We start from the raw sequence: 25,358 nt of genomic DNA, 5'->3' as shown, positions 1-25,358 counted from the left end.
CCGGGGCTTGATAGCGTCCGGCCGTTGATCCGCCCTGCGAAAGACCTTATGGACCGCTTCATCCGCCGCGCCGACCCCCGCACCCTGAGCGTGCGCGACCTGCTTGAAGCGCGCGACCAGTACCACGTCCACATCGCCAACCTGCCGACCGTCATCGGCACGGCCATGGGCCGCTACCGCATCCGGCTGGACGACCCCAACTACGCCGACGAGCATGCCGAGCAGACCGGCAAGGAGCTCGGCCCCCGCACGCTGGACAACAGCAATTTCCGGCCCTGGTCCTGGCCCTGCGTGCTGGTCTTCGTCACCGAATGGCTGGACCGCAAGACGCTGTCCCGCCACCCCGAGCTGGCGGTGCCGCCGGTGCTCTACCTGCCCGACGGCCGCCAGGTGCGCACCTGCCCCGTGCTCGTGCAGCGGCGCATGGCCAACCTGCCGCCGGCCGACACGGCTCTCTATGCGGCGGACAAGTTCGGCCCCAATTTCCAGGTCCATGTGGCCGACCAGGGCGCGACGCGCATGGGCGTCGCCTCGGCCATCGTCGAGGACGGCGCCTGCGCCTTCGCCCTCGTCAGCCGCCACGTGACCTCGGGCACCGAGCCCGGCGCGCCAGTCTTTGCGCTGCCGCGTGGCAAGAAGGTCGGCATTGGGCACATCACGTCGCGCAGCGTCGACGCGCTGCCGCTGGCCGACATCTACCCCGGCTTTGCCGGCCGCGATACCCGGCTGACGCTGGACGCCGCCCTCGTCAAGCTCGACAGCATCGGCTCGACCAATTCCCAGTACCTGGGCGTCGGCGGTTTCGGCCCCGTCATCGACCTGAGCTCCGACAAGATGAGCCTCAACCTGATCGGCTGCCCGCTGTTCACGGAGCTGCCGGGTGGAATCCGCACCGAGGGCTGCGTGCACGGGCTGTTCTACCGCCATGCCAGCGTGGGCGGCGTGGACGCGCTGGCGGAATTCCTCATCGGCCCGCGCCGGCCGGGCCAGACCGTGCAGACGCGCCCGGGCGACTCCGGTGCCGTGTGGTTCTGGGACGAGGTGGCCGACCGCACCGCCAAGGACCAGGGCGCCCCTGCGCCGGTGAACTTCCGGCCGCTGGCCGTGCAATGGGGCGGCCATGGCTTCGGCGCCCTGCATTCGAACCGCGCCACCGAATTCGCGCTGGCCACCGGCTTCAGCTCGCTGTGCAAGGCGCTGAATGTCGAGCTCGTCGAGGACTGGCGCAGCGGCCAGAGCCGCTACTGGGGCAAGGTCGGCCACTACAACATCGGCTATGCCGCCTGCTTCGCGCTGCAGACGGCCAAGGCCAAGGCCGTCTTCAAGGCCAATGCGACGGCCATCGGCGTCAGCGACGAGGACATCACCGCCGGCAAGCTGCCCGGCGCCACGCAGACATCGAAATTCATCGCCCTGGCCGATGTGCCCGACCTGGTCTGGCGCAGCACCCGAGGCAAGGACAAGGCCAACCACTTCGCTGACATGGACGAGCCCGGCCGCGGGCCCGCCTTCCAGGGCAGGACGCTGATCCAGCTCTGGCAGCAGGACCCGGCGTCGCGCGACCCGCAGGTGTGGGACCAGTTCTACAGCAGCATCGACCCCGCCCGCAAACCCGCGCACCGTGGCGCGCTGCCGTTTCGCGTTGCCGAGCTCTACAAGGTCATGGTGCAGGCCGCTGCCGCCAAGCAGCTCGACGCCTACGTCTGTGCCGCCGGCGTGCTGGCCCACTACATTGGCGACGCCTGCCAGCCCCTGCATGTCTCGCAGCTGCACCATGGCCAGCCGGACGACGCCGACGACGACAAGGTGCATGCCGTCTACGAGGACGACATGCTGAACCAGGCCGCCGACGAGGTGGTGGTCGGCGTCAAGCAGCGCGTGGGTGCGGCGGTGAAGCGCCCGTTGTTCACAGGCCCCATGGCGGCGGCGGACGCCGTCGTGCAGCTGATGCGCCGCACCATCGAGGAGTTGCCGCCCGAGGAGGTGCTCGAGGTCTACCGCCGGGTGCATGGCCGTGGCCAGTCGGCGGCGATGTGGGCCGCACTGGGTGAGCGCACCATGAACCGCATGGCCGACGGCGCCGTCACGCTGGCGACGGTCTGGCAGTCGGCCTGGAAGGAAGGCAAGGGCGAGCAGAACTTCACCGCGGCCACCTGCAAGCTGCCCGTACCCACCGTGCGCCTGAAGAAGCTCTATGACACCAAGGGCTTTGCCGAATCGCACTGGCTGCATGAGATGACGTTGGCCGGCCTGGCCTAGCCCCCTGAGCCGGGGGCTCGCTACCATCGCTTTGAACCTCCTGGCACCGAGCCGGGACTCATACGCAATGGAACCCCGTGTGGCGAGCATGTTGAAGTGGCCCAGCATCAGGAAAAAGCGCGATGACGCCCCGTCGGCCCCGGCTGCTTCTGCCCGCGGGCCGGCGGCCGAGGTGCTGGAACTGGCCTTGCTGGAGGGCATCAAGCGCGGGCAGCGGGCGGAATTCGACGCCCTCTATCGGGTTTACCACCCCCGGCTGTGGCGCTTTCTGTCGCATCTGATGCGCCAGCCGGAAGCCATCGAGGAGGTGCTGAACGACACCCTGATGGTCGTCTGGCAGCGCGCCGACAGCTTCGACGGGCGCAGCAAGCTGTCGACCTGGATCTTCGGCATCGGCTACCGCAAGGCGCTGAAGGCCCTGAGCCGCCAGGACCTGCCGGTGGACGGCGACAGCGTCGAGGAGCCGACCGACCCCGGGCCAGGACCCGAGCAGCGCCTGGGGCTGGAGCAGCTGCGCGGCCGGCTGCGCGCAGCGATGGCCGAGCTGTCGCCGGAGCACCGCGCCGTCGTGGAGCTGTGCTATTTCCATGACATGGCCTATGCCGAGATCGCCGATGTCGTCGGCTGCCCGCCCGAGACCGTCAAGACACGGATGTTTTATGCCCGGCGCCGGCTGCGCCTCCTGCTCGACGATCTCGCCGGGTTGGAGCAAGGAGAACTGTGATGAGTGTGGTGATTCCGATGGAACATGACGAGCATGCCGCCGTGCAGGCGCTGCTGCCCTGGTATGCGCGCGGCCAGCTGGGCGAGGATGAGACCGGCCAGGTGCAACGCCATCTGCTGCATTGCACCGCCTGCCGCAACGAGCTGGCAGCCGAGCAGCCCATGCAGACGCTGCTGAACGTGGCCGGTACGCCGCTGCAGGGCGGTGACGTCGAGGCGGGGCTGGCGAAGATGCATGCGCTGATGCAGCTTGCCAAGCCAAAACCTGCCCGTGCGGCGCGTTGGATGCCCTGGGCCCTGGGCCTGCAAGGTGCGGCCGTCGCGTTGTTGCTGGCCCTGGTGCTGGCGCCGCGCTCCGACGAGCCGGCCTACCAGGGCCTGTCCGCCAGCGGCAGCGTGCCGGTCGTGGCGGATGCCTTGGTGATGTTCAAGCCCGGCACCACCGAGAAGGCGGTGCGGGAACTGCTGCAGGCCCAGGGCGCCGGTGTCGTCGCCGGGCCCACCGAGACCGGCGCCTGGCTGCTGCGTGTCGACGCCCGGGGCCTCGCCGCCCTGCGCACGGCTCCCATCGTCGCCCTGGCCGAGCCGCTGCAACCGGGGCCGGCTCAATGAGACTCTGGCTGCGCTTGCTGGTGCTGCTGGCCTGCTGCCTGACCGGCGGTGGCGCCCATGCCCAGGCCGAGGACGCCCAGCGCCAGGTCCTCGTCATGCTGCAGTTGCCCAAGGCTCATTACCGGCCCGACGGCAGCTATGCGGGCACCTATGGCGAGGGCGTGGGCCGGCAGTCGCGCCAGCAGGTCGCCCAGTCGCTGGCCCAGGCCCACAAGCTGGAGATACGCAGCGAATGGGCCATGCCGCTGGCCGGCGTGGACTGCTTCGTCATGCGCCTGCCCGAGGGGGACACGCGCAGTTCGGCGAAGGTCGCCGAGGCTGTGGCCGAGGACAGGCGTGTCGCCTGGGCCCAGCCGGTCAGCCTCTATCGCGCCCAGAGCAGCCAACAGGAGCCCCTCTACCTCGCCCAGCCGGCCGCGCGCCAGTGGCATCTGGCCGAGTTGCACCAGTTGGCCACCGGCCGCGGCGTGCGTGTGGCCATCGTCGACAGCGGCGTGGAGGCCGGCCACCCCGACCTCGCCGGCCAGGTCGCCCTCAACGAGAACTTCGTCGACGACAAGGCGCCGCCGGCTGAAGGCCACGGCACGGCGGTGGCCGGCATCATCGCGGCGCGGGCCGACAACGGCCTGGGCATCGCCGGCATCGCGCCCCAGGCCCGGTTGCTGGCCCTGCGTGCCTGCTGGCAGGCGGCTGGCACTCAGACGCTGTGCACGAGCCTGGGCCTGGCCAAGGCCTTGTACGCGGCCATCCAGCAGGGTGCCCACATCATCAACATGAGCCTCGGCGGGCCGGACGACCGCCTGCTCGCGCTGCTGCTGGACCAGGCCCAGGCGCGCGGCGCCACCGTGGTCGCGGCGATGCCGAGCGAGAACGGGCCCTTTCCGGCCAACCATCCCGGCGTGCTCGTCGTCGGCCTCGCGCCGCCACTGCCCGCAGGCGCCGTGATCGCGCCGGGGCGTGACGTGCCCAGCACGGCCGTGGGCGGTGGCTGGTCGTTGGTATCGGGATCGTCCTTCGCGGCCGCGCATGCGACCGGCCTGCTCGCCCTGGTGCGCGAGCTCGACGGCACGCGCGGCACCCTGGCGCTGAAGACGGCCCTGGTCAACACCACCCAGGGCCGCATCGACAGCTGCGCGACGCTGGCCCGCCACGCCGGCACTCGCGGCCCAACCTGCACGATGCTGGGGCAAACTGCCGATTGATGTTTCCCCCCGCGCACCTGGCCCGACTGACGACGCTGGTCGCCACGCTGCTGGCCGGCGCGGGCGCAGCCTGGGCCGACGTGGGCGGCACGCTGTCGCTGCAGACGGATGCGCGGGAGCGCGGCATGTCCTACAGCGCCAACCGTCCCAGCGCCCAGCTTGGCCTGGCCTGGGACGGCGAGGCTGGCTGGTATGGCGGCGCACAGCTGGCGCATGCCCGCTTTTCCCAGCGGCGTGGCGCCGCGCTGCAGCTCTATGGCGGCCGGGTCATCGGCCTGGCGCCGGGCCTGGACGGCGAGGCCGGCATCGTCGCGCACGCCTACGAGAACGTGTCGCGCTACGACTACCAGGAGGTCTATGCCGGCCTGCTGGGGGAGCGTTGGAACCTGCGCGCCTATGTCTCGCCCGACTACTACGGCATCGGCCAGCGCAGCGTCTATGCCGAATTCAACCTGCGCTGGCCATTGGCGCGGGGCGTGGCGGCCTTGGGGCATGTCGGCCTGCTGCACGGCCGCGGCGGCCGGGCCTCGCCCTATGCCGAGCCGCATGGCGCGACGCGTGCGGACCTGCGCCTGGGTGCGTCCTGGCAACTCGGCGCGAGCAGCGATCTGCAGCTTGCCTGGACAGCAGCCGGCCGCGGCGGCCCCTACACCTGGACGGACGCGACACGCCGGCGCGCGCTGGTGCTCGGCCTGACGACCGCGTTCTGAATCCCTAGCTTGCCTTGAACCTGCGCTGCAGGCGCTGGCACTCACGCCGCAGTGAAGCCAGGAAAGGGCAGTGATGAGGATCTCGAAACCATGGGTGGCTGCGCTGGGCGCTGCAGCCGCTTTGATCGCGGGCTGCGGCGGCGGCAGCGGTGAAGGGCTGGACGCCAACGGCCGGCCGCTCGGCGAGGGCGACGACCCCAGCGGCCCGATGACGGCCAGCTTCAGCTCCATCCAGTCGCATGTCTTCACGCCCGTCTGCACGGCCTGCCACGCCGGCGCAGCCGCGCCCCGCGGCCTGCGGCTGGACGCGACCAACAGCTTCTCGATGCTGGTGGGTGTATCCAGCGGCGGCGTGCCGGCGCTCAAGCGCGTGGCGCCGGGCGATGCGGACAACAGCTACCTGATCCACAAGCTCGAAGGCCACCAGGCCGTCGGTGCGCGCATGCCGCTTGGCGGCCCTTATCTGGATGCCCAGACCATCGGCCTGATCCGCCAATGGATCAACAACGGAGCCCAGAAATGATGGCCGCACGACTGCTTCTCGGCCTGGCCCTCGCGCTGCTGTTCTCGGCCGTAAAGGCCGAGCCCTATCTCGCCATCCGCGCCGGCCTCAAATGCGTGGCCTGCCATGTGAACCCCTCGGGCGGCGGCCTGCGCAATGCGGTGGGCAACACCTTCGCGCAGAACGTCATCCCGGCCAACGCTTTGCCCGACGCACTGCAGGGCTGGACCGGCTCGCTGCTGGACGATCGCCTGCGTCTGGGCGGCGACCTGCGCACAGCGACAACGCGCACCTCCGTCTCGGGCCAGCCCACGCGCAGCGTCGGCGGTACCGAGCAGGTGCGCCTGTACGCCGACGTGCAGCTCATCAAGGACTACCTCGGCGCCTACCTCGATCAGCAGGTCGCGCCCGGCAAGTCCGAGCGCCAGGAGGCCTATGTGCGCCTGCAGACGCCCGGCCTGGGCTGGTATGCCAAGGCCGGCCAGTTCTACCTGCCCTTTGGCTGGCGCCTGCAGGACAGCCTGGCCTTCGTGCGCCAGCTCAGCGGGGTCAGCATGACCGTGCCCGACAAGGGCCTTGAGCTGGGGCACGAGAGCGATGACTGGTCCCTGCAGCTCGTGCGCAGCAACGGCCCAGGCAACACGGGCAATTCCAACGGCCACCAGACGACGGCCCAGGCCATCTGGATGCAGCCCTGGGGCCGCGTCGGCGCAGCGGCCGCGCAGGTCAAGTCGGCGGCAGGCAACCGCCAGGCTTACGGCCTCTTTGCCGGCACGACGACCGGGCCGGTGGCCTGGCTGGCCGAGATCGACATGGTCAGCGACGCCGGCTACCCCGAGGGCAAGCGCAAGCAATACGCGACGCTGCTGGAGGCCAACTGGCTGGTGCAGCAGGGCCACAACCTCAAGCTCACCGGTGAGTACCTCGACCCTGACCGCCGTGTGGCCCACGACAACAAGGTGCGCTACAGCCTCGTCTACGAGTACACGCCCTTCGCCTTCGCGCAGCTGCGCGCGGGCTATCGCAAGTTTGGTGGCATCCCGCAGAACGCCATCGACAACCGGCGGCAAAGCTTTGTCGAACTGCATGGAATGTTCTAGCGTCATCGGCCCAAAGACGGCGGGCGTGAGTGCCGATCCCGAGGTGCAAGCGGCGGTGGGTGTGCCGATGCATTTCTACGGGAGGCGCAAAGGCTCGTCGCCGGCGGTTGGGGGTGCCGCTGCCTCCGCCGCCGTCCCGACGCTGCGGCCTAAGCCAGCCATTCTGCTGTTTAACCCCTGGGCGACCCGCACAGGCCGCGTACCCAACAGCTTGCTGCACATTGCGGCGGCGCTGGGCGACGGCTATGACGTCGAGCTGGTCGACGGCAACCTCGAGCCAGATCCCTGGGTGGTGATCGAGAGGCTGCTGGCTTCCGGGCGATTCGGTTTTTTCGGCTGTACGGTGATGCCTGGACCGCAGTTGCGGCAGGCGGTGCCGATCACTCGCCAGGTTAGCGAGCACTTTCCCCTGGTCGTCACGATCTGGGGCGGCTACTTTCCATCCAACCATCCGCAGGCCGTCCTTCAGTCGGGCTGGGTGGACTACGTCGTGCAATCGGCCGGCGAGGGTTCACTGCCGGCATTGCTGGCGGCGTTGTGCGCGGGCCGTTCGCCCGACCAGATCCCCGGGCTGATTTTCCAGCGGAGTGGCGAAGTGGTGCGCACCGGCAAGGCCCCGCTGCCGAACCTCGACAGTCAGCCATCACTGCCGCTGAAACTGCTGGCCCGGCGTCATCCGATCAAACGCTATCTGCCGCGCACCTTCCTTGGCCGCCGGACCCATGCCATGCACACCAGCATGGGCTGTCCGTTCATGTGCGCGTTCTGCGCCGTGGTACCGCTCTACCAAGGCCGCTGGGTGGCGCGCTCGGCCGAGCTTGTCGCCGACGACGTGCTGCAGATGCGCGACATGCATGGCGTGGATGCCATCGAATTCACCGACAACAACTTCTTTGTTGCCGAGAAACGCGTGCGCGCCTTCGCCGAGCGCATGCGTGGGCAGGGCGTGACCTGGTGGGGCGAAGGTCGCATCGACACGCTGGACCGCTACAGCGACGAGACGTTGTCGCTGATGCGCGAAGCGGGCTGCCGCATGATCTTCTTCGGCGCCGAAAGCGGCGACGACGAAGTGCTGGCCATGGTCGATAAGGGTGGGCGCCAGTCAGGCGAGCAGATCCTGCGGTTCGCCGCCCGCCTGCTGTCGTTCGGCATCATTCCCGAGTATTCGTTCGTGCTGGGCTTTCCCCGGCCCACCGAGGCCGAGGTCTGGGCGCAGATCCACCGCGACATCAGCTTCATCCGGCGCCTGAAAGACCAGAGCCCGGCGACCGAAATCATCCTCTACATCTACAGCCCGGTGCCCACCGAGGGCAGCACGCTGCAGCAGCACAGCCAGGCCGCGGGATTCCGCTTCCCGAGCACGCTGGAGGAATGGGTCAGCCCGTCATGGGAGTCCTTCGACTTGCATCGCAATCCGCTGACACCGTGGCTGACGACCGCAATGGTGCGCCACATCCATGATTTCGAGACGGTGATCAACGCCCGCTACCCGACGCGCACGGATTTCACCCTGGGCGAATGGGGCCGCCGAATGATGCAGTTGGCGTCACTGCCGCGGTACTGGAGCGGCCTGTACAGGCGGCCGCTGGAATTGAAGGCGCTGCAGCGCCTGCGCCGATACACGCGTCCCGAGGTGGAGGGGTTCTATGCTGAAGCCAACTGAAGCCGTGACGGCACAGATACCCTCGCTGGATGCGGCCCAGCAAGCGGTGCTGAGGGCACTGGCATATCGCCAGGTGTTCAACAGCCCGCTGTCCGCCGATGAGGTCTGGCGATTTCTTGACACGCCGGGCGTGCCGATCAGCGAGGTGGCGAGTGCGCTGCAGCGGTTGCAAACGGCTGGCCTGGTGGCCAGCCATGACCGATGGTTTTGGATCGCCGAGATGGACGATCCGATTGCGCGCTGGTCAGCCAACCGCGACCGTGCCGACGCGGCCATGCCTCAAGCGCTGGAAGTGGGCCGTGGCCTGATGCGCCTGCCCTTCGTGGATGGCGTGGCCATTTCCGGATCCTTGTCCAAGCGGTCGCTGGCCGAGGACGGGGACTTTGACTTCTTGATCATCACGCGGCCGGGGCGGTTGTGGCTGGTCTACGTCTTGTTGCGCTTCTACCGCCAGAAGTTGCCCGCACCGCAGATGCTGTGCTCGAACTACCTGCTGGCTGGCCACAAGCTGGCACTTGAGCGGCGCGACGCCTTCACGGCGATGGAGCTGGCCACGCTGTATCCCGTGGCGGGGTGTGATTCGCTGACGCACCTGCAAAAGGCCAACTCTTGGGTGGACGACTACCTGCCGAACCGGGCAGTGCTGCAGAGGCCGGCAGAGCCAGCGCGTACGACTGGTCGCCGTTTCAGCGAGATGGCATTGGGAGGGGTGCTGGGCGCGTTGCTGGACTGGTGCGCGTGGAAGCTGATCCACCGACGGCTCCGTCGCAATATTGCGCAGCTGTCATCTCTGACGGCGCGGCGGAGCATGGAGCTCAGCCGCGATGTGGCCAAGCTCCATACCTCGGAGTGGAAGTACCGCATTCTTGAGCGCTATCAGGCGAATCTGGACCGATTGCAGCGGCAGGCGGGCGGGGCCATCACGCGCCACACCGTCGACGACACCGTATTGGTCGCCTCGGCCTACTACTACCGGCTCGATCCCAAGCAGTGGCAGGCGGGCAAGCCGTATCCGCCCCTGGGCACCTTGTACGCGGCCGGGCTGGTGCGCAGTTTGGGCTTCAAGACGCATGTGTTCGATGCGGGGCTCGCTGAAAGTGAACTGTCCTTCCTCTGTCGGTTAGAGCAGGAACGCCCGGAGTTCGTGGTGCTGCAGGAGGACGGCTTCAACTATCTGACCAAGATGTGCCTGGACCGCATGCGCGAAGCGGCCTTGCAGATGGTGCGCCTGGCGCGTGCCTTTGGGGCACGGGTCGTCGTTTGCAGTTCTGATGCCACCGACTTCCCCGAACCCTATTTGCGCGCCGGCGCGACCGTTGTGGTGCGCGGCGAAAGCGAGGCCACGCTGGCTGACGTTCTGGGGGCCTGGCGTGACGGCCGACCGTGGGCCGACATCCCAGGGCTGGCCTATCTGGAGGACGACCGTCTGGCGAGATCGCCGGTGCGCGCACCCATCACCGACCTCGATCACCTGCCTCCTCCGGCATGGGACCTGGTCGATCTGGAGCCTTACCGGGAGGTCTGGGAACGTCGGCATGGCCACTTCTCGCTGAACGTCGCCACCACACGCGGTTGCCCCTACGCGTGCAACTGGTGCGCCAAGCCGCTCTATGGAAAACGCTACACCGTCCGTTCCCCGGAGCAGGTGGTTGATGAGCTGGAGCTGCTGGTGCGACGCTACGGTGCCGACCACTTCTGGATCACCGACGATCTGTTCGGGCTGAAGCCGGGCTGGGCGCAGCGCTTCGCCGCGCTGGTGCAGGAGCGCCGCCTGAAGCTGCGCTACACCATCCAGACCCGCGCCGATCTGGTGCTGCGCGATGCCGACGACCTCCAGGCATTGTCCCGCTCTGGCTTGGAGACGGCCTGGATCGGCGCCGAGAGCGGTTCGCAGCGCATCCTCGATGCGATGGACAAGGGCATCAAGCGGCCGCAGATCGACGGCGCTGTGCATGCGCTGAAGCAGCAGGGCGTGAAGCCCGCGCTGTTCCTGCAGTTTGGCTACCTCGGCGAGACGGCCGACGACATTCAGCTAACTCACCAGATGCTGGACGATCTGCAGCCCGATCAGATTGGCATTTCGGTGTCCTACCCGCTGCCGGGCACCGTCTTCCACGACCGCGTCAAGGCCCAGATGGGACATAAGACCCACTGGCTTCACAGCAATGACCTCGCGCTGATGTTCCCCGGGACCTTTTCTCCGGCGTTCTACCGGCACTTGCATGTCTACACGTCGCGGCGCTTCCAGATCGGGCGTTGCTGGGCAGTGTTGCGCGGGCGGCTACCGGCGCCCAGCCGCGGGGGCAGGCTTCGTGCGCTGGCCTCGCTGCTGCGCGCCACGCCCGCGCTGCTTACCGCCCGAATCGGCATGGGGCGCGAACAGCGTCTGCCGGCACCTGCACCGGCGGTGGCACCATGAGTGCAGCCGCCTTCGACGTGATGGCGGTCGACTACGACCGTGATTTCACCCACAGCCTGGTGGGCGCCGCGCAGCGCCGCATGGTCTGGGAGGTTCTTGACGACTGCCTGCGCCAGCACGGTCGGCCCTGCTCGGTGCTTGAGCTGAACTCCGGCACGGGCGAGGACGCTCTGCACATGGCCCGCGCCGGTCATCGCGTGGTAGCCACCGACGTGTCGGGCGAGATGTTGCGAGTGGCCCGCGACAAGCTCGAACGTGGTGGTCTCGGTCTTCTGGTGCAGACGCGGCAGCTGGACCTGCAAGCGCTGGCGTCCGGTGAGGTGAGGGCGCAGGACCTGGGTGGCCCGTTCGACCTCGTGTTCTCCAACTTCGGCGGCCTGAACTGCGTGTCGCCCGAGGCGCTGCGGGCGCTGGCCGCGCCGCTGGCTGCCTGCCTGGCGCCACAGGGGCAGGTCATCGTCGTCGTGATGCCGCGCTTGTGCCTGTGGGAAACCGCGTGGGCCTTTTTGCACCTGCAGCCGCGCCGCGCCATGCGGCGTTGGCGCGGCGGGCCGGTGCCGGCCCAACTGGGCGCCGGCCAACCGCCGCTGTCGGTCTGGTACCACGGTGTGGGCGACATGCAGTGCGCGCTGGGTGAGCACTTCCGGCAAGAACGGGTGCGCCCGGTCGGGCTGGCGGTGCCGCCGTCCTACCTGGAGCCCCTGGCCCGCCGTGCACCGCGCTGGCTGGCGCTGATGGAACGGATCGAGCGCCGCTGGCTCACGGCGGCCTGGGGCGCCCATCTGGCAGACCACGCGTTGATCCAATGGCGCAGGCGGTGACGATGAGCCTGATCCTCACTCACGGGTATTTCATCGCCGATGACGCGATTGAGCAGCGCATCATGCGGCCTTATCCGCCGCTGGGCCTGCTTTCCATCTCGGCATGGCTGGACCGCGAAGGCGTCGACCACCATGTCGTCGACGCCACGTTTCTCGATGCCGACACCTTCGTCCAGCGTGTGCGGGCGCTGCGCCCGCGCATGATGGCCTTCTACGTGACGTTGATGACGCGGCACTCGGTGCTGCGCCTGATCGCGGCGCTGGGCGGCGCAGAAGATAGCCCGGTCATCGTGCTGGGCGGGCCCGACGTGCGCCACAACGCCGCCGACTACCTCAGCCATGGTGCTCACCTGCTGGTGGTCGGCGAGGGCGAGCAGACGATGGCCGATGTAGCACGGCTGCCTGCAGCCGCCTGCAGGGATGCCGCGGCGCTGGCGGCCATCCCCGGCCTGATCCATGCCGATGCGCAGGGGCAGCCGGTGTTCACCGGCGAACGCCGCTTCGTGCCTGAACTGGACGAACTACCCGAGCCGGCACGGCATCGCATCGATCTGCGGCCATACCTCAAGGCTTGGCGCGATGCCCATGGCCAGACCTCGCTGAACGTCAGCACCCAGCGCGGCTGTCCCTACAAGTGCGCCTGGTGCAGCCGGGCCGTGTACGGCACCAGCTACCGCCGCCGTTCGCCGCAGCATGTGGTGGCCGAGCTGCGCACGCTGGTGGATCGCTACGCACCCGATCAGTTCTGGTTCGTCGACGACGTGTTCACGATCAACCACAACTGGCTTGCCGGGTTTGCCGAAGCGCTTGATGCCGCGGGCCTGCGCATCCGCTACGAATGCATCACGCGGGCCGACCGCATGAACGAGCGCGTCGTGGAGTTGCTCTCGCGCACTGGCTGCGTGCGCGTGTGGATCGGCGCCGAGAGCGGTTCGCAGCGCATCCTGGATGCCATGCAGCGCCAGGTCCGCGTCGAGCAGGTCACCGCCATGATCCGCGCGGCCTCGGATGCGGGCATGCAGACCGGCACCTTCCTGATGCTCGGCTACCCGGGCGAGACTGAGTCGGACATCGTCGCCACCGAGCGCTATTTGCGCGATGCGCGGCCGGACCTGTTCACCGTGACGCTGGCGTATCCCATCCGCGGCACGCTGTTCCACGACCAGGTGGCAGACCAGACCACGTCGCCGCCGTTCGATCAGGGCAGCGACCGCGACCGGCGCTACCCGCGCACCTACAGCGATGACTACTACCGCCATGCCGTGCGCCTGCTCACCCACACCCATGCCGTGAGCACCGCGCCGCGCCCCTTCGGCGCCCGCGCACTGGCCCATCGCGTGGCGTGGTGCCGCTCGCGTCTGGGCATGTGGTGGCATCGTCGCAATGGGATGCAACCCGCGTGAGCGGCCCCGAAACGCGCTGGGGCCTGCCGCCCCATGGCCTGCTGGCACGCCTGCTGCGCGGCCCGGTGCGGCGGGCCGTCTCGCCGTGGCTGCGGGGCCGCATGGCGCGTGCCGGTCGCACCGCGCGGCATTGGCGCCTGGGCCGCTTGCGGCTGCGCATCGACCCGGGCGTCTTCCCACCGGGGCCGACGCTCAGCTCGGCCGTCTTCGTCCGCTGGCTGCTCTCGGACGAGGGTCCTGGCCCATGGCCGGGCCGGCGCGTGCTCGACATGGGATGCGGCAGTGGCGTCATCGGCCTGGCACTGGCGCAGGCCGGCGCTCGCGTCATCGCGTCGGACATCAATCCCGTTGCGGCGGCGAATGCCACAGCCAATGCGCAGGCCAACGGGCTGGCGCTGACGGTGGTGGTGGCCGACCTGCTGGCAGGCATCCGCACGTCCACGCTGGATTGCGTGGTGATCAACCCACCCTACTACGCACGCTCACCGCGCTCGATGCCGGAGCGCGCTTGGTTCTGCGGGGTGGGGTTCGAGTACTTTCATGCGCTGTTCGAGCAGTTGGCGGCACTGGACCTGACGCACACGGAGGTGCTGATGGTGCTGTCAGAAGATTGCCAGGAGGATGGCATTCGCCAGGCGGCCAAGGTGCATGGGCTGCAGTTGAAATTGCGGGGTAGGCGCCGGAGCTGGCTGGAATGGGCGGCCATGCTGCAAGTGGTGCCGGCGTTGGAGGACGTCCGGTGAGCGCACGCGGGCTGATCATCCAGATCCACGTGGTGTTGTCATGCGGGGCGATGCTCTGCTGGCTGGCCGCGCTAGCGGCCTATGCCGGTGCCTGGCGCCGGCATCACAGGCTGATCGGCCGCACCTTCATGGGGTTGGTCGTGGCCAGCATGGTGTTGGCCGTGGGCATTGCCGTGGACGCCCGCAACCCATTTGGCGCCGTGACCTCGTTGCAACCTCTGGTGCTGTGCCTGAGTGCCGGTGCTCAGTTCCTTCGTTCGCGCTGGGTCGTGCGCGCACTCGGCTGGGTGGGTTTGTTGGTGGCGGCCGGCGTGCTGGCAGGCACTTGGGGCCTGCTGAACTCGCACCGGCTCATTGACGTGATCGCCTTTCCCTGGTCTGCACTGACGCAAGGTGCACTTGCGGTCAACGATCTGCGCACGGCGCCGGGGCCGCGCTGGCGAGCCCACGGCCATCGCATGCTGGCGGCGGGTTGGTTCTACCTTGCGGAAGTGGGCATCTTGACCCTGGATCCGCATCCCAGCGTCATTGCCTGGATGATCGCGGCCATCGTGCCGATCGGCGGGGTGTTGTGGGTGCGCCGGCAACCGAGGAGCTTTGGACCGGCTGGGCCGGCCTTGACAGCAGGAGGGGCAAATGGAGCCTCGACTTCATCGCTCAGCGCCTAGCCCGGACCTCGTCGATGAGCTGCACCGCGCGGTGCAGACTGGTGTGATCCCGGTACACCCGCTCCAGCGCGCGACCGGCGACGCGTTCACGCGCCGGGCGATCATCCAGCCAGCGATCAAAGGCATCGCGCATCGACGTCGGTCCTCGCGGCACGGCAATGAGTTCATCCTCATCGAAATGCTGTCGGGTCAGGGGACTGAGTTCGGTGATCTGGAAGGTGGCGCTGGCCGCCGCTGCATAGACGCGCTGGGTCAAGTCTGCGGCGCTGTCGAGCAGCGGAGCAACCAAAGGGGCAAGCGACACGCGAGCCATCGCTTGGTGGCGAGCATGCTCATCGACCGGCAGCCGCGGCACGCCGAACCCCCACGTCTCGAGCTCACCGAACAGGCCGTGGTGCCGCGCGAGGATATGGCGCATCGTGTGCCACACGGCACGGACCCGCTGTGGATTGGCCACCGACAAGTGCGCGTAGTCGAACACGCGCTCGCAGGCATGTGGCCGGTCGCGGAACGGGCTGGCCGCCTGAGGCAGCCACACGAAAGGCTTGCCCAGGCGCATCCATGCAACCGCCGAACGCTGCATGAAGGGCTCGGCATGCAGCGACAGCAGCAGGTCTGCGCCGGCACCGCTGGCCGTGCGATCAAGCCGCCGCGCCTCGGCCGCACTCAGCGGTGCGCACGATTCGGCCACGTCGCGCGCGGGAATCAGCAGCCGCGTGCAACGCGACGGGTGGTCCATGCCGGTGGCCTGAAAGCGTTGATGCAGCCGGTCGGTGTCCAGCCCCAGCAGCAGCGTCGGCCGGAAGTCGGCCGCCAACGCCGGCGTCAGCCTCTGTTCATCGTCGACGCGCAGCACCACCACACCGATGTGTTGCAGCGCGCATCGCAGATCCTCGAACCACACCCACCCGGCCGGCGATGGCGGCGTCACCAGCAACACCCGTTCGCCGCAGGCGGCCCGAACCCGGCTGAAGCGGGCCAGCGTCTGCGCTTGCAGTTCAGCGCCGCGCTGATGCAGTCCGGCATCGGGATGTTCGGGTGGCCGGGGCTTGTTGCGCCATTGGCCAGCGGCGAGGCAGGCCTGGATATGGCGGCGCATGAAACGCAACTGCACTTTGCCGCCCATGTCCTGCCATCCCACTGTCTTGTCCGCCTCGCCCAGCTGTTTCCACTATGCCATCGCCGAGCCCGGCCTCGGGCCGAGATTTGATGTCCGAGCACTCCTTCAATGCGCAGACGGCGACGCCACCCGACGTCGCCTCGCTGGCTCGCCGCCCCCGGCAGGTTGCGCCGCAGCCCGCCTGGCAGCCGGGGCGGGTGGTCCGCTCGCTGTGGCGGCTATTCGCGGTGCGACCGGTGGCCTTGTGTGGTGGGCTTTTGGCCACCTTGCTGCGGGCGGGCACGCTGCTGCTGGTGTCGATCGCCATCGGCCGCGCCGTCAGCGGCAACGCAGTCGCGGTCTGGGCGGTGGTGGCCTGCCTGGCCTTGCTGGCGGCAGCAGCACTGGGCTATGTCGGGCAGCGTCTCGTCATCGATGCCGTGCAGGACGGGCTGACCCATGTGCGCGAGCGGCTGGTCGAGCGGCAATTGGACTTGCCGGTGGACATCGTGCATCAACAGGGCGTCGAGCCTTTCGTGATGGCGATGACGCGCCATGGCGAGCTGCTCGGTCAGATGGCCCGGGCCTGTTTCGGCACCCTGCTGCCCGGAGCCATGCTGGTGCTGCTGTGCCTGGGCGGCATCGCGGCGATGCTGCCGGCGCTGGCCGTGCCGCTGATCCTCGCACTGGCGCTGCTGGGGCTGACACGGCGACAGCTTTCACGTCGCCTGGCAGGCCAGATGGCTGGCGCGCACGTTGCCATCGACCAGTTGTATGAGCAGTTGGGCGGCACCGTCCTGCGCCACGAGCTGGCGGTCAGCCAGGCGAACGAACATCACGAGCGTCAAGCCTGCCGGCAGAGCGTTGCGCGCACCCATGCGTTGACGCGTGCGCTGGCCAGGATGCAGACCTTTGCAGCCGAGCTCGACGCGCTGGTGCTGGGCCTGGCGCTGCTGGGCCTCGTCGTCTGGTTGACCATGGCCGGCGGTGCCGCAGTGTCGGGCGCGCAGCTGGCGTCGGTGCTGTTCCTGCTACTGGCGCTGCGCGGCGCCTTGCAGAGCCTGTTGCGCGCGTCGCAGGAGATGGCTCAGGGCGTGCCGGCGCTGGACAGCATCGAGCAGCTGCTGGCCATGCCGCCTGGGCCGGCGCATCACGGCCGTGTGCCGCCGACGCACTGGCGCATGACGCTGGAAGGCGTGAGCCACCGCGCCGGCAAACGAATGCTGGTTCGCGACGTCGATCTTGCCCTGGAGCCCGGGCGCGTGACCGTGGTGACCGGCGCCAACGGCGCGGGCAAGACGACGCTGTTGCGTCTGCTGCTCGGTCTGGCCGAAGCCGATGGCGGCGCGATCCGCGTCGATGGTGTGCCGTGGGCGCAGATTGATCGGTCGGCGTTCCGGCGCGGCGTGGGCTACCTGCCGCAGAACGCCGTGCTGTTCGCCGGCACTGTCTACGACAACATGGCCTATGCGGCGCCCGGTGTCACGCCACAGGCCGTGCAAGGCATGGCGCATGCGCTGGGTCTGGACGCGCGGCTGAGCGCGTGGGCCGACGGTCTGCACACCCGGTTGGGCCCGGGCGGCAGCCCGCTGTCCGGTGGCGAGCGCCAGCGGGTGGCCCTGGCCAGGGTGCTGCTGCGCGCGCCGCGGCTGCTGATCCTGGACGAGCCGACCAACCACCTCGACGGCGCCAGTTCACAGGCCCTCGTCAGCCTGCTGCGCCAGGCGCCCGGCCGCCCCGTGGTGTTCATCGTCAGCCACGATCCAGCCCTCATCGCCCAGGCGGACCAAGTATTGGAGATGGTCGCCGGGCGGTTACAAGCGCGAGGTCCCGTGCCCGGCACTTCGCCAGCCGGGTAGCCCGTGCCGCAATGCATCTCCGGCTCGCCAAAGTGACGAACTTCCTTCCCGTTGTGGCGCTCTACAACGGCGCCAGCACTTCGCAGCCCCGCTGACTGCGCCGCAGCCATTCAATGTAGGTCCCGCTCATGTGGGCGAGCTGCCGCCTTGAGAGCCCGGCTTCATGCTCGATGCGAGCAATGAACAATACATGCGAGCCGATTCGCTCGACCCTCTCAACGGAGAGTTCACGAACGAGCCCTGCCTGATCCAGCACGGGAAGCCCGAATAGCGGCGACGACGAGATCGGCACGGTCAACTTGTTCAGGTCAAGCGTGGGCTGGCGGTGCCGGTTTCCGAGGGCGTAGACGGCCTCAAGCAGCTCGGCGGGCGCGCTGCTCATGGCAATGCGCTTGGAGGCTTCCATGAGCGCAACGCCCGGACTCGTTGCGCGCAGGGCCAGCAGGTACTCGCCCGACGACAGCGCGCCCACGAGGTCCATGGGGAACAGGTCCTCCCGCTCGTCGTGTCCCACGCCCACGAGAAAAACCGGCCTCGCCACGATGTAGTAGGCATTCAGCGCGCGCAGGTCTTGCGCAGACATGCGAAGCGCATCACCTCGCCGAGCAGCGGTCCGGGCGTTTTGCCAGGCCAGCAAGTACCGGAGCCACAAGGTGGGTCGCGGCAGGCAGCGGTTCATCGTGCGCGCCACTTCGAAAAGGTACAGGGCGCCCTGCTTCATCGGCAGCATTCCGACCGATTTCAATGCCAGCCGCGCCAAGGGTGTGGTTTCAGAATTCGGCGGGTAGATCTCCAGCCATGGGCACGGCGCAAGGGCACCTTGATCGACATTTTCCGCCGCCAAGCGGACCCCCAGAACGAAGGGGCGCATGGACACGGGACAGTGGTCGCCACTGACGTCAATGGGCCCGCTGGGCAGCCCTCGCAGCACCACTCGAAGCGCAAACTCCGCAGAATCGGCATACACCACAGGCGCGTAGCGCAGGCCCTTACCGCTGCGCAACAAGGACAGCAAATGCCTCATGGCCGCCTGCGGAGAACGACAAACAGGAAGTTTGAATCGAACGCCCCTAGCAGCGCGCTACGACTGGCTGCGCGAACCTCCACAAGGGCGAAATGAGGTTCCGCCGCTTCGCGTATGGCGCTGACGAAATGCCGGTAGGACGTGACCTTGCCCTTCAACTCGATCGCTCCCGTCCGGACCGAACGCAATGCGCTTCGCCACCACCAGGCGTGCCGCATGTCTTGTCGGTAGAACGGATTGAGGACACTCGCCACCAGTGCCCCTTCCGGTTTCACATGCGACGCGAGCCGTTGCAGCAGCGGCTTGAGCTCGCGCACGTGGCTCAGCACGGCAAAGTTGGCGGAAATGGCTGCAACCGGAGGGCTTCCCTGAAGCGCGGTTTCCATTGCGGCCAGCGGGCCCACCGCCGGCGTGATGCGCCCAGCCGCAATCTCGTTGATACAACGCGCTCTCAGCACATCCACCATGCCGGGCGAGACGTCGTAGGCGATGACGCGGTGCCCACGCGCGGCATACCACGCCGCATCGGTGCCAGTACCGCAACCGAAATCCAGGATCACCCCGCCCGGCCCAGCGATGGACACCACGCGCTCACAGAACGACAACCGCACCGCCACGTTGTCGTCTCGGCCATCAACCAGGGCATCGTAGCCAGCCGCCGCACCATCGTAGAAGCGGGCCGTCGCGTCGGCGGGAGCGCCGCAAGGTGATGACAAGTCGGTTTTGAGTCGCGCCATGCGGGACATTTGGAGAGGAGCGTTGGGGGCGTGGGTTCCGCCGCGTTGACCAATGGTTCAACGCCTCGTGATGGAGAAGCCGCCGCCGCGCGCAAAGGCTTCGAAGGCGCGCTGCACTTCGGCGGGCCAGCCCGCCTTGCTGCCCACGTTGTTGTAGCCAGAGGACCACATCGTCCGTTACTTGACTGGTCGGAAACGCCGGACGGGATTCCGGCGTCCACCCTTCGACGAGGCAAAGTGCTAGTGATGGTCCACCTCACGAACGCCGTGACCGACGCTTCACCAGCCACGGCAGCAGTGCTCCACCGGCCGCGAGCAGGGCCCACGAGCCGGGCTCGGGCACGGGTGAGATGCTGACGATGAAAGCCACGCTGTCGATGCTGGCACTGCCGGTCCCGTACGACAGCGCCGTGCCGTCTTCTCCCTCGACATAGCTGGCCGCGACCGTGAAGCCGGTCTGGAAGTCAGCGGCGGCCGGATCGAGTGGGACCATGGCGGTGAAGTTCTGGTCGACCCACTGGAGCGGGCCGGGCAAGGACAGTCCCCCATAGCCGTTGCCCACCAGGGAGAAGCTGCCCTTCACCACGGCCTGAAGGCCGGTGATCTGGTAGCCCGGTTCAGCAGTGAATGACAGACCGGTGAACTGCAGCGTGGCTGCGACTTCAAACAATCCCTGGATACCACTGCCACCCACGCTGGCGTACATCTGCGGCAGGAATGTGAAGCCGTCGCTGCCCGCCGTGTGCGTGACCTGCAGCGTTGGCAGGAACTGCGGGTTCACGCCGTAGTAGGCGTCCGTGCCATTCACCAAGACTGCCTCCGCGTAGTAGGACGCAGCGCCGGTTGCGAAGTTTGCCGACGCACGGCCGAGGTCGATGGTGCAGGGGTCGCTCGACCCGTCGCAGGGCGCTGCCGCTGCTGAGGACGCCACGAATTGCAAGCTCAAAAGCAGGGCGATTGAGGGCAGTCTCCAGGATCTATGCATATGAATTCCTTCGGTTGCGGCGTTACGGTCGGGCCGAGGGAATCTAGTCAAATCGCGCGCCGGGCGCGAATTCAATCGTGGTGGGTGCCATTACCCGAACAGGGTGGTTGGCGCCATCAACAGTGACGATGAGGGCCGGGCTGGCGCTAGGCGGGGCGGTGTTTCCATGCGTCAATCCGCCGCTTCAGCGACATCGGAGATTGGCATGGCCCGTTCAACCGCACTCGTTCTGGCCGCCTGCCTGTTGTCGATCGGGGCTGCCGCGCAAGCGGCGACCCCAAAATTCTCGGCCACAGCTTCGGCGGGCAGCGGCACCATCAATATTCCTGGCCCGACCGACTACCACTCCAACGCGGACGCGGTGCCCGTCAGTTTCACGGCCACGTCTTCGCAGTTCGAAGCGGCCGGCGGCGGGGCGGCGGTGTCCACGGGGCTGGGCCGTTCCAATGCCTCAGCCTCCGCCGGGCTGGGCGCCTTGCATCTGCTGGCCGAAGCCAGCGCCAACCTGACCAGCACGAACGGCGCCGCGATGTACGCGAATGGCAGCAGTTCGGCCAACGGCAGCATTGACGACGCATTCACGATCAATGCCGTCAATTGCCAGAACCTGAGTCTGTGCGGCCCCGGCGCCTTGGGGCTGCTGACCTTCTCGATCGGCGCCTCGGGGAGCATCGGCGGCAACGGCAACGTGAGTGGCAACTGGTCCGTCATCGGGCAGTGGACGGCCGACGTCACATTGAACGCGGGCTATCTGCCAGGATCGCCCCTCTCACCCAGCGCCGCCTGGCATGGTGATCATTCGATCTCCCGCAACGGCAACGGCGCCCTGTTCGAGTCCAGCAATGGAGAGTTCGGCAACCAGACGTTCGCTGTCAGCTTTGCCTTCGGCACGCCGATCGCGCTGCACTTTGCCGGCACCGTGAGCGCTTCTGCCTCAGCGGGCTATGTGTTCGGCGCCAGCTCGGCCACCGACGCCGCTTTCCGCACCGATTTGTCTCACACCGTGGCCTGGGGCGGCATATCGAGCCTGACGGATGCCAACGGCAATGCCGTCGCCTTTACTGCGCTGAGCGAAGGCAGCGGCGCCGATTTCGCCAAGTCCTTTGCCAGCCCGGTTCCTGAGCCGGGCAGCGTGGGTCTGCTGGCATTCGGGCTGGCCGTGCTGATGCTTCGGGKGCGCCGCTCACAGCGTTGACTTGGCTGGCATGCAATCCGACATCGCACCGTAAAGGGCTGGGTCTTCACCGGCTCGTCGATCGTGGTGGTTCGCATGCTGGCGCAGACCGGATTCAGGCTGTATTCGGCTGCTCCCTGCGACGCCGGGTGACTTGATTCATCGCTGCATAGCACATCAGCTGGTGCACTGACATCTGGCCAGACAGGTCGTCGGGCCCAGGCCATCCGCGGCCTCAAAAGCCGCCAGTTCCAGTCATCAGCAAGCCACCGCTGCTACCGACCACCCAACCCGTGCGGGTATCGACGAACTGGAGCTTGCTGACATATTGGCCGCTTCCCGTGACTTGGCGCTTCCAGGTCTTGCCGCCGTCCACCGTGGCGAAGATCTCGCCCTGGGAGCCTCCGATCCAGCCGTGCTGCGCGTCAATGAACTGGACGGCCAACAAGAGCGCCGACTCATCGACGACCTTTGCCGTCCAGGTTTCGCCGCCGTCCACGGACAGCAGTGCCCGCCCGGACGGCCCCAGCACCCAGACCGTGCTGGCGTCCGCATAGGAGGCCTCGCTGAAGCGGAAACCGTCCGCTGAGGTATAGCGCAGCACCCAGGTCTTGCCGCCATCGCGGGTCTCGTGGATGCGGCCGGAGCCGAGCGCAATGCCACGGGTGGCGCTCTGGAAGCGAACATCGGTCACGCCGCTCGGCAGCGGCGCCGGCTCGCCCCAGCTCACGCCGCCGTCGAGGCTCTGAGCTAGGACGCGATCGGGGTAGGCACCGTAGCGGACCGCCCAGCCCAGGCGATCGTCGATGAACTGAATGCTCGCAAAGTCGTTACCGATGGGCGTGGCGCTCCAGGAGTCACCGGCATCGGTGGTCCGGTACAGGCTGGCACCTGCCAACAACCAGCCCAGCTTGTCCGAGGCGAATTGGAAGTCCGCGTCGTAGTTGCAGTAGGGGCTGTCCATGCCCAGGTCGGTCCGCCTCGTTTCCCAGGTCTTGCCGCCGTCCGTGGAGGATTTCAAGGTGCGATCCTCGACGCGCAGTTGCCGGTTGGCACCCAGCGCCATGAAGGCGAGAAGCTTGGGCCCGCCGTTGCAGTAGCGCCCGCCATGGGTTTGCTTGTCGAGGATATCCCAGCGGCTGCCCATGTCCGTCGACACGTAGGTGGCCAGGGTGGACGGATAGCCGATGTCGGTTTCGATGCTGCCGTAGGAATAGGCACTCACGTGAATGACCACCCGGGCTGTCGGGAAGTACTGCACCGTGCTGATCGAGTAGTCGCTGTGATCGAGCCGCGCTGGCACGGGCAGCTCCATCGGGGCCCAGGTGTTGCCGTTGTCCGAACTGATCGCCGCGGTAGACCTGAAAGGCTTGACCACCAGTACCGATGCGCCCAGGCGGATCGGCGCCTCCGTGAGGGTCCAGTTCACCGCGCTCCAGGTATCGCCCGCATCGGTGCTGCGATAGTTGCTGATGAACAAGGTGTCGCTGGCGTTCACGGCGAGCAGGTTCGATGCCTGCAGGCTCGCCGGCAGCCCCTGCGGCGTCACGGCCTGCCAGCTGGCGCCGCTGTCCCGGCTGCGCAACCAATCGGTGGTCACAACACCCTGGCCATTGACCAGCGCCGTGTGGATGCGCTGGATCAGGACGCCTTCGCTGTCGAGCAGCTGCATCCGATAGCTGCTCGTGCCTTCGGTCGGGCGCAGGTCCAGGACGCGGGTCTCGTTGAGCCCGAAGTCTGCCGACCTGTAGACCTGCCCGTCACGCAGCGACCAGAGTATCTTGCCCTGGCTGACGCCGATGACCGGATAGCCGAGGGTGCGCCAGGTCTGCCCACCGTCCGTGCTGGTGAATGTCGCCGACGAACCGCCCTGGCCTTGGGCCAAGACGAGGTTGTTGGCGTCGTAAAAGAGCAGCGGCAGCGAGCTGGCAGCGGCCGGCCTTGTGGACGCCTTCCAGCTTGCGCCGCCGTCGTTCGTGCGCAGCAAGCTGTTCTCCGCGCCGAGAACATAGCCCACGTCGGCACTGGCGAAGCGCACGCTGTACAGCGACACATTCACACCGGAGTTCTGCCGGGCCCAGGCCACGCCCGCATTGACCGTCTTGAGAATCTCACCGGCCTCGCCAACCATCCAACCCAATGTGGGGTTGACGAAAAATGTGTCGTAGCGCAGGTTGCCCGTCGGTTGTGGCGAGTTCCAGCACCAGCCGGCGGCGCTCTGCTCGCCGCTGCAGATGAGGCCGGCGACGAAGGCATGGTTGCTGATGCTCAACCCGACCTTCACTTCGCGCACCACACCCGCGCCGTTGGTGACCTTCAGCGTGACCTGGTAGTCGCCGCCCTTGGCGTAGGCGTGGCTCGGACTGGGGCTGTCGCTGACCGCGCCGTCGCCGAAATTCCAGCTGTACTGGAAGTCGACCGCCGTGCCTCCCGTTTGGTTGAACTGAACGGCGCTGGCCATCTCGGCCGCGGACGGCGCGGTGATGGCGAGGCTGTCGGGGATCGGCGTGACGACCTTGGGCGTATCGTCACCGGAGCCGCCACCTCCGCCACCGCAGGCACCCAGCATCACCGCGGCCAAGAAGCCGGCCAGACAGGCGCGCATGCGCCCGCCGCACAGAAATCCGCTCATCGTATTCGCCCCTGAAAGTGCTTATTTGCTAACGAAATGATCTCACGGCGGACGTCCACAATACCACTCCGAGGCCAGCCGCTCCAGGATGTAGATCTCCTTCACCGCCGTCTTGCCCGTGCGCCGGCAGCTGAAGTCCGCCGTCTTGCGGTGGGCGTCCATCTCCACCATCTTCAGGCACTGCACCGGGTCCAGCTCCACGTTGTGCACGTGCTTGTGCCAAAGGGCGTGCGGCCGCAGGCCCGTCACCGGGTCCGGCTGCGCAAACCGCATGATCTCGGCCTCGGCCACCGAGGCATGCTCGCGCCGCACCGCAGCGCTGAGCCTCACGCCCGACCTTCGGCCGCGCCGCCCTGCTGCGCCTGGTGCTCCAGCAGCACCGGGTCCTTCGCCGCCACGGGCGGGCTTCAGCTCGTCGTCAAGCAGGCCCTGCCAGATGGTCATGGGCCGGCCACGGTACTCGGTGGCATTGCCCAGCGCCAGCGCCAACATCGAGGCTTTCGCCACGTTCAGTTGCACGTCGACGGCGAGGTACTGCAGCTCCTCGCTATGAGTCACCACGCTCACGCCGATGTCACTGCCCAGGCCGTGAGCGCGTCTGCCTCGGTGGGCTATGTGTTCGGCGCCAGCTCGGCCACCGACGCCGCTTTCCGCAGCGATCTGTCGCATACCGTGGCCTGGGGCGGCATATCGGGCCTGACGGATGCCAACGGCAATGCTGTTGCCTTTACCGCAATGAGCGAAGGCAGCGGTGCCGATTTCGCCAAGTCCTTYTGACCTGCTCCCTCCCCGCCGTACCAATCTAAACGAGAGTGAGTCCGTCCTTTTGGAGAATGACGGATATGAGAACCAGCAAGTACAGCGAGCAGCAGATCATTGGCTTCTTGAACCAGGCCACAGCCGGGATGGGCATCAAGGAGCTGTGCCGCAAGGAAGGCTTCAGCGAGGCCACCTTCTACAAGTGGCGGGCCAAGTACGGCGGCCTGCAGGTCAGCGAGGCCGTGCGGCTGCGTGAGCTCGAGG

General features: G+C 67.7%; 23 protein-coding genes. 17 read left to right on the top strand and 6 right to left on the bottom strand.

The window, feature by feature from the left end; all coding sequences use genetic code 11:
- Nucleotides 1-48 precede the first annotated feature (48 nt).
- The 13 genes from ACXJKM_RS19880 to ACXJKM_RS19820 all read left to right on the top strand — a co-directional run bounded on the left by ACXJKM_RS19880 (nucleotide 49) and on the right by ACXJKM_RS19820 (nucleotide 14,825).
- On the top strand, nucleotides 49-2,259 hold the full coding sequence (locus ACXJKM_RS19880; RefSeq protein WP_457354603.1) for a hypothetical protein: 2,211 nt from the start codon (nucleotides 49-51) through the stop codon (nucleotides 2,257-2,259).
- 88 nt (nucleotides 2,260-2,347) lie between these two features.
- A complete protein-coding gene (locus ACXJKM_RS19875) occupies nucleotides 2,348-2,983 on the top strand; it encodes an RNA polymerase sigma factor (RefSeq protein WP_457354601.1) in 636 nt (211 codons plus the stop codon).
- Nucleotides 2,983-3,594: a zf-HC2 domain-containing protein gene (locus ACXJKM_RS19870; RefSeq protein ID WP_457354599.1), complete on the top strand. Its 612-nt coding sequence runs from the start codon at nucleotides 2,983-2,985 to the stop codon at nucleotides 3,592-3,594. The genes ACXJKM_RS19875 and ACXJKM_RS19870 overlap by 1 nt, the downstream gene beginning before the upstream one ends.
- On the top strand, nucleotides 3,591-4,796 hold the full coding sequence (locus ACXJKM_RS19865) for a S8 family peptidase (RefSeq protein WP_457354597.1): 1,206 nt from the start codon (nucleotides 3,591-3,593) through the stop codon (nucleotides 4,794-4,796). The genes ACXJKM_RS19870 and ACXJKM_RS19865 overlap by 4 nt, the downstream gene beginning before the upstream one ends.
- A complete protein-coding gene (locus tag ACXJKM_RS19860) occupies nucleotides 4,796-5,506 on the top strand; it encodes a TorF family putative porin (RefSeq protein WP_457354595.1) in 711 nt (236 codons plus the stop codon). The genes ACXJKM_RS19865 and ACXJKM_RS19860 overlap by 1 nt, the downstream gene beginning before the upstream one ends.
- Nucleotides 5,507-5,579: 73 nt before the next feature.
- Nucleotides 5,580-6,029 (top strand): hypothetical protein, encoded by a 450-nt coding sequence (locus tag ACXJKM_RS19855; RefSeq protein WP_457354593.1) that lies wholly within the window; start codon nucleotides 5,580-5,582, stop codon nucleotides 6,027-6,029.
- Nucleotides 6,026-7,108, top strand: a complete 1,083-nt coding sequence (locus ACXJKM_RS19850) for a hypothetical protein (RefSeq protein ID WP_056197306.1) — start codon at nucleotides 6,026-6,028, stop codon at nucleotides 7,106-7,108. Before ACXJKM_RS19855 ends, ACXJKM_RS19850 begins: the two co-directional genes overlap by 4 nt.
- A gap of 25 nt (nucleotides 7,109-7,133) precedes the next feature.
- Nucleotides 7,134-8,771, top strand: a complete 1,638-nt coding sequence (locus ACXJKM_RS19845) for a B12-binding domain-containing radical SAM protein (protein ID WP_200955280.1) — start codon at nucleotides 7,134-7,136, stop codon at nucleotides 8,769-8,771.
- The gene (locus ACXJKM_RS19840; RefSeq protein ID WP_457354590.1) at nucleotides 8,755-11,190 is read left to right on the top strand and encodes a radical SAM protein; all 2,436 of its coding nucleotides are present in this window, start codon (nucleotides 8,755-8,757) and stop codon (nucleotides 11,188-11,190) included. The genes ACXJKM_RS19845 and ACXJKM_RS19840 overlap by 17 nt, the downstream gene beginning before the upstream one ends.
- A complete protein-coding gene (locus ACXJKM_RS19835) occupies nucleotides 11,187-12,011 on the top strand; it encodes a class I SAM-dependent methyltransferase (protein ID WP_457354588.1) in 825 nt (274 codons plus the stop codon). The genes ACXJKM_RS19840 and ACXJKM_RS19835 overlap by 4 nt, the downstream gene beginning before the upstream one ends.
- Nucleotides 12,012-12,013: 2 nt before the next feature.
- Nucleotides 12,014-13,414, top strand: coding sequence for a B12-binding domain-containing radical SAM protein (locus ACXJKM_RS19830; RefSeq protein WP_457354586.1), 1,401 nt, complete (start codon nucleotides 12,014-12,016; stop codon nucleotides 13,412-13,414).
- Nucleotides 13,411-14,157, top strand: a complete 747-nt coding sequence (locus tag ACXJKM_RS19825; RefSeq protein WP_457354584.1) for a methyltransferase — start codon at nucleotides 13,411-13,413, stop codon at nucleotides 14,155-14,157. Before ACXJKM_RS19830 ends, ACXJKM_RS19825 begins: the two co-directional genes overlap by 4 nt.
- Nucleotides 14,154-14,825, top strand: coding sequence for a hypothetical protein (locus ACXJKM_RS19820; protein WP_457354582.1), 672 nt, complete (start codon nucleotides 14,154-14,156; stop codon nucleotides 14,823-14,825). Before ACXJKM_RS19825 ends, ACXJKM_RS19820 begins: the two co-directional genes overlap by 4 nt.
- Here ACXJKM_RS19820 and ACXJKM_RS19815 read toward each other — a convergent pair.
- Nucleotides 14,815-15,951, bottom strand: a complete 1,137-nt coding sequence (locus ACXJKM_RS19815) for a glycosyltransferase family protein (protein WP_457354580.1) — start codon at nucleotides 15,949-15,951, stop codon at nucleotides 14,815-14,817. The two genes, ACXJKM_RS19820 and ACXJKM_RS19815, sit on opposite strands and share 11 nt — an antisense overlap.
- Before the next feature lie 83 nt (nucleotides 15,952-16,034).
- Here ACXJKM_RS19815 and ACXJKM_RS19810 point away from each other — a divergent pair, with 83 nt between their 5' ends.
- Nucleotides 16,035-17,783 carry an ATP-binding cassette domain-containing protein gene (locus ACXJKM_RS19810; RefSeq protein ID WP_457354578.1) on the top strand — a complete coding sequence of 583 codons (1,749 nt, stop codon included), beginning with the start codon at nucleotides 16,035-16,037 and terminating at the stop codon, nucleotides 17,781-17,783.
- A 61-nt stretch (nucleotides 17,784-17,844) separates the two neighbouring features.
- On the opposite strand, the gene ACXJKM_RS19805 is transcribed toward ACXJKM_RS19810, so the two are convergent.
- From ACXJKM_RS19805 to ACXJKM_RS19795, 3 genes are all read right to left on the bottom strand, one after another.
- Nucleotides 17,845-18,807 carry a hypothetical protein gene (locus ACXJKM_RS19805; protein WP_457354576.1) on the bottom strand — a complete coding sequence of 321 codons (963 nt, stop codon included), beginning with the start codon at nucleotides 18,805-18,807 and terminating at the stop codon, nucleotides 17,845-17,847.
- Entirely contained in the window at nucleotides 18,804-19,544 is a 741-nt protein-coding gene (locus ACXJKM_RS19800) for a class I SAM-dependent methyltransferase (protein ID WP_457354574.1), read from the bottom strand. Before ACXJKM_RS19800 ends, ACXJKM_RS19805 begins: the two co-directional genes overlap by 4 nt.
- Before the next feature lie 256 nt (nucleotides 19,545-19,800).
- Nucleotides 19,801-20,352 (bottom strand): PEP-CTERM sorting domain-containing protein, encoded by a 552-nt coding sequence (locus ACXJKM_RS19795; protein ID WP_457354572.1) that lies wholly within the window; start codon nucleotides 20,350-20,352, stop codon nucleotides 19,801-19,803.
- A 343-nt stretch (nucleotides 20,353-20,695) separates the two neighbouring features.
- Here ACXJKM_RS19795 and ACXJKM_RS19790 point away from each other — a divergent pair, with 343 nt between their 5' ends.
- Complete coding sequence (locus ACXJKM_RS19790; protein WP_457354570.1) at nucleotides 20,696-21,724, top strand: PEP-CTERM sorting domain-containing protein; 1,029 nt, start codon at nucleotides 20,696-20,698, stop codon at nucleotides 21,722-21,724.
- 214 nt (nucleotides 21,725-21,938) lie between these two features.
- On the opposite strand, the gene ACXJKM_RS19785 is transcribed toward ACXJKM_RS19790, so the two are convergent.
- Nucleotides 21,939-24,275, bottom strand: a complete 2,337-nt coding sequence (locus ACXJKM_RS19785) for a YCF48-related protein (protein ID WP_457354764.1) — start codon at nucleotides 24,273-24,275, stop codon at nucleotides 21,939-21,941.
- A gap of 102 nt (nucleotides 24,276-24,377) precedes the next feature.
- Entirely contained in the window at nucleotides 24,378-24,893 is a 516-nt protein-coding gene (locus ACXJKM_RS19780) for a hypothetical protein (protein WP_457354568.1), read from the bottom strand.
- Between ACXJKM_RS19780 and ACXJKM_RS19775 the strand changes: the two genes are divergently transcribed.
- A complete protein-coding gene (locus tag ACXJKM_RS19775) occupies nucleotides 24,885-25,112 on the top strand; it encodes a hypothetical protein (RefSeq protein WP_457354566.1) in 228 nt (75 codons plus the stop codon). The genes ACXJKM_RS19780 and ACXJKM_RS19775 overlap by 9 nt on opposite strands.
- A gap of 65 nt (nucleotides 25,113-25,177) precedes the next feature.
- Nucleotides 25,178-25,358: transposase (locus ACXJKM_RS19770; protein WP_457354564.1), on the top strand; the 181-nt coding region annotated here is incomplete at its 3' end.

It is taken from the genome of Roseateles sp. P5_D6 (assembly GCF_054049415.1).
Note: the sequence above shows the minus strand (reverse complement) of the source record. Positions and strands in the feature narration are given on the sequence as shown.

What these genes read in the sequence shown, in the direction of transcription:
- ACXJKM_RS19880 (WP_457354603.1), top strand. Translation starts at nt 49, where the DNA reads ATGGACCGCTTCATCCGCCGCGCCGACCCCCGCACCCTGAGCGTGCGC.
- ACXJKM_RS19875 (WP_457354601.1), top strand. Translation starts at nt 2,348, where the DNA reads ATGTTGAAGTGGCCCAGCATCAGGAAAAAGCGCGATGACGCCCCGTCG.
- ACXJKM_RS19870 (WP_457354599.1), top strand. Translation starts at nt 2,983, where the DNA reads ATGAGTGTGGTGATTCCGATGGAACATGACGAGCATGCCGCCGTGCAG.
- ACXJKM_RS19865 (WP_457354597.1), top strand. Translation starts at nt 3,591, where the DNA reads ATGAGACTCTGGCTGCGCTTGCTGGTGCTGCTGGCCTGCTGCCTGACC.
- ACXJKM_RS19860 (WP_457354595.1), top strand. Translation starts at nt 4,796, where the DNA reads ATGTTTCCCCCCGCGCACCTGGCCCGACTGACGACGCTGGTCGCCACG.
- ACXJKM_RS19855 (WP_457354593.1), top strand. Translation starts at nt 5,580, where the DNA reads ATGAGGATCTCGAAACCATGGGTGGCTGCGCTGGGCGCTGCAGCCGCT.
- ACXJKM_RS19850 (WP_056197306.1), top strand. Translation starts at nt 6,026, where the DNA reads ATGATGGCCGCACGACTGCTTCTCGGCCTGGCCCTCGCGCTGCTGTTC.
- ACXJKM_RS19840 (WP_457354590.1), top strand. Translation starts at nt 8,755, where the DNA reads ATGCTGAAGCCAACTGAAGCCGTGACGGCACAGATACCCTCGCTGGAT.
- ACXJKM_RS19835 (WP_457354588.1), top strand. Translation starts at nt 11,187, where the DNA reads ATGAGTGCAGCCGCCTTCGACGTGATGGCGGTCGACTACGACCGTGAT.
- ACXJKM_RS19830 (WP_457354586.1), top strand. Translation starts at nt 12,014, where the DNA reads ATGAGCCTGATCCTCACTCACGGGTATTTCATCGCCGATGACGCGATT.
- ACXJKM_RS19815 (WP_457354580.1), bottom strand. Translation starts at nt 15,951, where the DNA reads ATGGGCGGCAAAGTGCAGTTGCGTTTCATGCGCCGCCATATCCAGGCC.
- ACXJKM_RS19810 (WP_457354578.1), top strand. Translation starts at nt 16,035, where the DNA reads ATGTCCGAGCACTCCTTCAATGCGCAGACGGCGACGCCACCCGACGTC.
- ACXJKM_RS19805 (WP_457354576.1), bottom strand. Translation starts at nt 18,807, where the DNA reads ATGAGGCATTTGCTGTCCTTGTTGCGCAGCGGTAAGGGCCTGCGCTAC.
- ACXJKM_RS19800 (WP_457354574.1), bottom strand. Translation starts at nt 19,544, where the DNA reads ATGGCGCGACTCAAAACCGACTTGTCATCACCTTGCGGCGCTCCCGCC.